At 42.4% G+C, this 6,000-nt stretch carries 1 protein-coding gene; it reads right to left on the bottom strand.

Going from position 1 to position 6,000, the window contains the following annotated elements; translation table 11 throughout:
* Positions 1-214: 214 nt before the first annotated feature.
* On the bottom strand, positions 215-5,611 hold the full coding sequence (locus QNJ66_RS01110; RefSeq protein ID WP_300502207.1) for a hypothetical protein: 5,397 nt from the start codon (positions 5,609-5,611) through the stop codon (positions 215-217).
* Positions 5,612-6,000 lie beyond the last annotated feature (389 nt).

Below are 6,000 nucleotides of genomic sequence, written 5' to 3'. Positions count from 1 at the left end.
CCATATTCCTTATTATATAAGGCTTTCAGGCTTGTTCTCAATTCTCTCATGAATAATGCAGGCTAAGTTGTCTCGTTGAACAAGGAATCTCTAGTAGTGATACGGAGAGAATCCCCCACTATATTGCGTAGCAAGAGCGAAGCAATTAGTGGTGGGAGTATGTCAAAGGTGGAATTTTCTTTTTGTCCAAAGTCCAATTAAACTTGATAGACCACTACTCGACCTCAATCGACGGATTAAACTTGTAAACTCCGCCAAGTGCCTCATTGAGAACAGGGTCCTCATCCATCGTTGCGAGACTCTGATCGGCATCTTGATCACCAGTATTCAGTGGATAGAGTATTTGGTGAAAGCGTACTGGAGATAAGCGATACATGAGTCTTTGCCCATCCAGTAAAACCTGGCCTGTGAGTATATCATCTGGACCATCGAGAACAGTAAACAGTATTTCTCTCAGCAGAAAATAAACCGGGCCAGCGCCTCCAAGAATTATAGGTACCAAGATATCTACTGCACCCCATGAACCTGCGATAATAGAACCCGCAACAAATGGATGTAGTGTGGAAGCAGCAAGAAAGCTTAGTCCTATAGCGCCTATAATCAAAACGCCTATAAGAACTACAACAGCAGCCGCAACCGCAGCAAAGAGGAGTAAGCTAACGATACCGCTATCGAATGCACCGTCTACTTCCTGTAACGTGAAAGATATAAACAGAAATTCAAGCTCTTCTAGCGGACTAAAGGCTTGGGTATTTGGTGTTGGAAATAGCTGTAAATTTGGCGTCCAAGTGCCGGGAACCCAGAATTGATAAGTGCCATTACTTGTGATGGGTTCAGAAGGAATAGTCTCAGCTTGAACTTCCTGTTCACTGTCAGTAGGCAAAACCAAACGCTGATGTATGGGGTTTGCAATAAATGAAACATCGTCAGGCCAAGGAATTCCCAAGAAGCCTTCTGGATCGGTTAAGTCAATGCACTCAACATCTCTTGCCATTACTCTCACGGCGGGACGATTCATAGGAGGCAGAACAGCAAAATAAATATACTGAGTATGCACAGGATCTTTGCTAATAGTCAACGTACAGTCTTCGTTCCGTTCTATCGAGGTTGCGTAATCAGATTCATTTTCAAATGTGATTCGGATTCGATATAGTCCATCTCTCGCAGCTGTTTCAGGCCAGGTAAAGACGAGTCTATCGCCATTGTAAGTAGTCGGTGTAGCAGCGTCATCTACAGGTAACCCTTGCCCGTAGACATCGTACTCTAACTTACTAAAACCATCACCTGGCAATTGATTTTGATCTGGCACTAGCCGCCCAGAATCGGGTTCAGTTTCCCAAGCACGATAATCGACCTGCAACTTACCTTTGGTACTCACAAAACCTGAGCCATAAAGTTTGACTTGTTGTCCTGGAGAAATATCAGTAATAACGGACTGACGACCCGTTTCATCCGCTTCCAACACTAAACACTCTGAACTGTCAAGCTCCACATCCATGTTTATAGATTTAGAAGCTGACTCCGGATTTCCATTTTCAATCTTGAGAAGATTTTCCAAATTAAGAATTTTGTCCTGTACCTCGGTTCGGCGCACAATTGCATTAAGATTGGCATCTCGTACCTCAATGATATTAATGGAGGGAGGAGCAAGAAGTCCATTAGGATAATATTGCTCCCATTGGCTCCTCGCTTCTTCGGATAACGGTTCTTCTCCCTCTTCCCCTGCCAAAAATCTAGTTTCACAAATTTTGTCCCAAAAAATGCCTTCGCCAGGAAGACCAACGCCGGGAGAAGGATCACCCAGCCCTTCCTCAAAATCAGGCACAGGTTCACCGAAGAGATTTTCCAAGCTTTTCAAGCCTGAAAAGCGTCCGTTTTCCTCTAGAAGACGATTGCCGAGTTCACTCAAACTACCTGTGCCATCGCATTCGATATAATCATTGCCTAAGCAATCCTTTAAAATGTCCCGCGCTTTTGTCGCGTATTCCGCGACAGTGGAGAGGTCAGCACCTTCTGGCAAGGTCTTGCTGAGATTGTTCACGATTTCATTTTGCATTGGCGTGTGTGGGTTAGCCAATCCAGATAAAGCTCCCAGCATCAAATTCACCAAACACAGATCATCTTTAACGTGCTTATCTCGCGGATTCGAGAGTCTCTTCCGCCACCTATGACAAACTGCCTGAGTTTTTTCCTCAACCGTTCTTGTCTTTCGGCCTTTGAAGAAATCAATCTCTTTTAATATTGCAAAACTAACTGGCAAGGAAATTCCAGATGCTGACATATTCGGCTCAAACTTTTTCCGGATCGCCTCTTTACCTGAAGGGCTGTAGAGTACCAGACTACATTTGTAACCTTTTAAAGAATGTCCTGGAAGTTTTAAGCCGTAGTTTGTTGACCGTAGGCGAAGTAATTTAGCTTCTCCCTGCCGATTTGTTAAAGCACTAATTAATTCCTTTTTGATTGAACCTCGTGTCTGCTCAATCGCAACTTTCCATCCTACAAGGGGAGTACCAATCTGCTCGACCCAAGCTTTAACTAGTAAGGCTTCATTCTTTGGCAAAGGTTTTTTAGCTTGAGAGGTCAAATCAGGAAGTGCAACAGCAGATTGAATCGTGCGCTGTGTCAAAGCGGGCTGAGGCAACCTCGTATTACGACTGATTTCAGATGGTTTTCCTAATTGAGGTCGCGAGGATTGTGGTTGCTGGCCCAACTTATTATTGGGTAGTTGTTGACCGTTAATATTGACTGTCGCAGTTAGTTGGTTGCCTACCAACTTAAAAGAAACATTGAATATCTCAGCTTTTTGTTGTTGCAACTGAGCTAGCAATAGAAGAAAGCTTAGACAAGCTTGTTTACCATCTGTTTCAATCGCTGTTGTCATAGCTCGCCTGAGACCATTTCGTCCCATTTCTTCAACAACAGCTAGCATTCCGATCGCGGCAGAAAGGTGATCGAGCCTTGGATGATTTCGGTGTGAGGTTGTCCGAAGAATTTTGTTCAAAGATTTAACCAGGCTAGAGGGCAGCGTAATCGTTGCTTGAAACGCTCCTCGTTGGCCTGGTAGTAAACCTAGTAAACACTGGAATAAGAAAGTATCAGCTACTTCCCGTTGACTATTCTGAGAAAAATCAATTTTCAGGTCAATGGGTTTCCATGACTGAGCAGACATCGCTATCACTTCGCTAATGGGTGCATTGACGAAAACATCAATTGCCTGATCTTTTGTATCTTTTACGAAATCACCCGCTAGTTCTAATAGCCCCTCAAGATATGCATTAACTTCGTCACCAGGTGTAAGATTGCCTTCTCTTGCAATGTGGGGCAGCTCCCAATCCATATGATTGGGACGGTCAATTCGTGTATTTCTGGTCCAATTAATTAGCTTCGGTTGGCCTGAACCATGACTTTCATCGCCCAGGTCTATAGCCCAGATACAGTTTTCGTACCAACCAGTCATGCCTGTGTTTAGGTAGTTACTTTTAACAAGACCTAAACCGCCGACATTGATGAGACCTAGAGTGGCTTCTGAAATCGCGGTCTGTAGCCCGGTTAGAACTTCTTTGACGTAGGGTAGAGCCTTGAGGTCATAGTAAGGTTCATTATGAGGATTATGGGTGTGACCCAGGAGCATTAAATTGAAAAGGCACCGATTACCGAGTAAATTTTTCAGTAACGGTAACAGTGACCCGCAGTTACGGTCTGAACTTGGAGTAATAGGGATCAGAAGACCCATCAGCGAGGCTAACGTCTCAGAATATTGAACATCGTCGGTAAACCGCCGCGCTTCGTCACTCATATGTTGAATCGCATCCAACTGTTGAACAGCTGGCTCATAGGATTGCCAACTGTTAAAGACCGGTAGGCTACCCAAACGCTGTTTGAAGTTTACAAAAGGTGAACCTTTACTCGAAATGCCTGCAAGATCGCGAAATGGATCATCTAACATGTCTAACGGTGTCACAATCGCACTAACAATCAGCTTGCCCAGGATGTTGTTAGCATCGCAGTTCCAGAAATCCCACTGATGCCCGTGAGCAATGAGCATAGGACGGCGCTCATCGTTAGGGTCAGAATCAAGTCCTAAGTAAAGTGGGATATCCTGCATAAGCTTGACACCCTCAATAATGATGAAGTCATAAATTTCAAAAGGGTCACTGCCAGTAGTATTCATCGCTGATTCAAGGATGGCAAACGTATCTGGATCACGTAGATAGGAATCATGATTACCTTGAACCCTGTAATACTGTCCCCTCGCATGAAGTGAAGCAAGTGTGGCATAGATATCACTGTGGGTGTTAATAATTTCTTGCAGTTTTTGATCCGGTCTTGCAGTAAAGTCTCGATGGAACCATAGCTCCTCACAATCACCTGCTTCGATAATGATGTACTCGTACTCCTCCTTTTCGTTCTTTTTCTCAGCGTAATGCTTCAACAACTCAAGGTAGAGTTCCTTATTGGGTATAAAGTGATCGATTGAGCCAAATTGATAGTCAGAATTTGCGTCAGAGGCTGCATCACGGTGGATATCGCTAAAAATAATATATTTCTTTTCAGAAGGAGGTGGGAGTCGCTTCACACGCAAACTTGGATCTTCTTCAACCGGATTTAAAATTAGATCAAGCCAAGGCGCAGGACTGGTAATTAGCTTTTGAGTTGTACCAATGAGAATAAACAAAACCCCCACTGGTGTAAAACGCGCCAACTGAAGAAGAAGCCACTCAATCTCAAAGTCATTTTCAGCATCTTCAAAGAATTTTAGAACTAAAGCCTCAAGCAGTGCATCAACATTATTGAGATAATCAGATACAACCTGACTAAGGTAGTTGCTTACAGGCAAAAAGATGCCATGCAAGGCAGGATTAGGTACCGTAAATCCATCAGGCAAAATGTTAGACGAACTGCTTGCTTGACGCAATGTTTCAAGTAAGGACGCAACGATTAAAACACCTGTAGGCAGAGAGAATGCACTGCCAGATAGTAATTGTTTCTGTAAGTCTGATACCCCCGCAGCTGATATTCCCATATCAAACCAACTCACACGCTGTCTTAATCTAGGCGAGGAGCTTTGCAAGACAAGATAAATCGCATCTACACATTGATCAACACCGAACGCAGACCACCCACTTAACAAGAGCGGGAGCAGTAAGATTTCTAAGCCATCACGGTAGTTATCAATATCTTTTGCAACACGGATGGCTATCTCTTGAAAGAGTTGAGGAAAATCAGAGACAGTTTTAATAAATTCTTCTAGAATTTGCCCAAAGGCTTCTACGTTGTAATTAATTTGATCGTGCAGTTGACTTAGTAAGTCTTCAATGGCATCAACGTTATCTCCCAAATACTTAGACCAACTGGCAAATGCCTCTGACAGCAAATCGTTCAGATTCTCTCCATTCTTGATGGCTCCATCTAGAAGAATTACAAGACTTTCATTGATTATGCCGAATCTGTTGCGATCTCGACTATTACCTGCTACTTTCACCAGATCCTTGAATGAGCCTAATGCCTTCTTTATATCTTTTGTAACTTCTTCGATTAAATCATTCAGGAGTTCTTGAACTTCAGGCAGCAGAGGATTCATTCCGAAATCTTCACTAGGTAAAAAAACCATTATTTATACCTCTTCTGTAAAACTAAATAAAGTCGTTTTGAATTACGTATTAGACTGTTTTACTGTTTTAGTTAAAATAAGGTGATAGTAATGATAAGCTGTTAAGCATTTAGAGTGCTTATTTTGATAACAAGCAATTAAGCTAAAAGTCACGACAGATCAGGATTTCACAGTTTTTTCAAATTTACAATACGTCGTTTAAATGCTTAACAGCTTACTTAAATTATTATCTCTCAATATTTACAGAGCAATTCTAATGCTCAAAATTAGCTGACACAGTCCAGTAGCAAAAACTATTAATATAATAAAACCTTATCCTGTTATTACATACATCAGGACAAACGCACACAAAACTTAACTTAATCAATTCTGGTTCTACTCACATCTTG

Origin of the sequence: Crocosphaera sp., from assembly GCF_030064895.1 — a bacterium.
In the GTDB taxonomy this organism is placed as follows: Bacteria; Cyanobacteriota; Cyanobacteriia; order Cyanobacteriales; family Microcystaceae; genus Crocosphaera.
The sequence above is the reverse complement of the archived record's forward strand: the minus strand, read 5'-3'. Positions and strand labels throughout refer to the sequence as shown.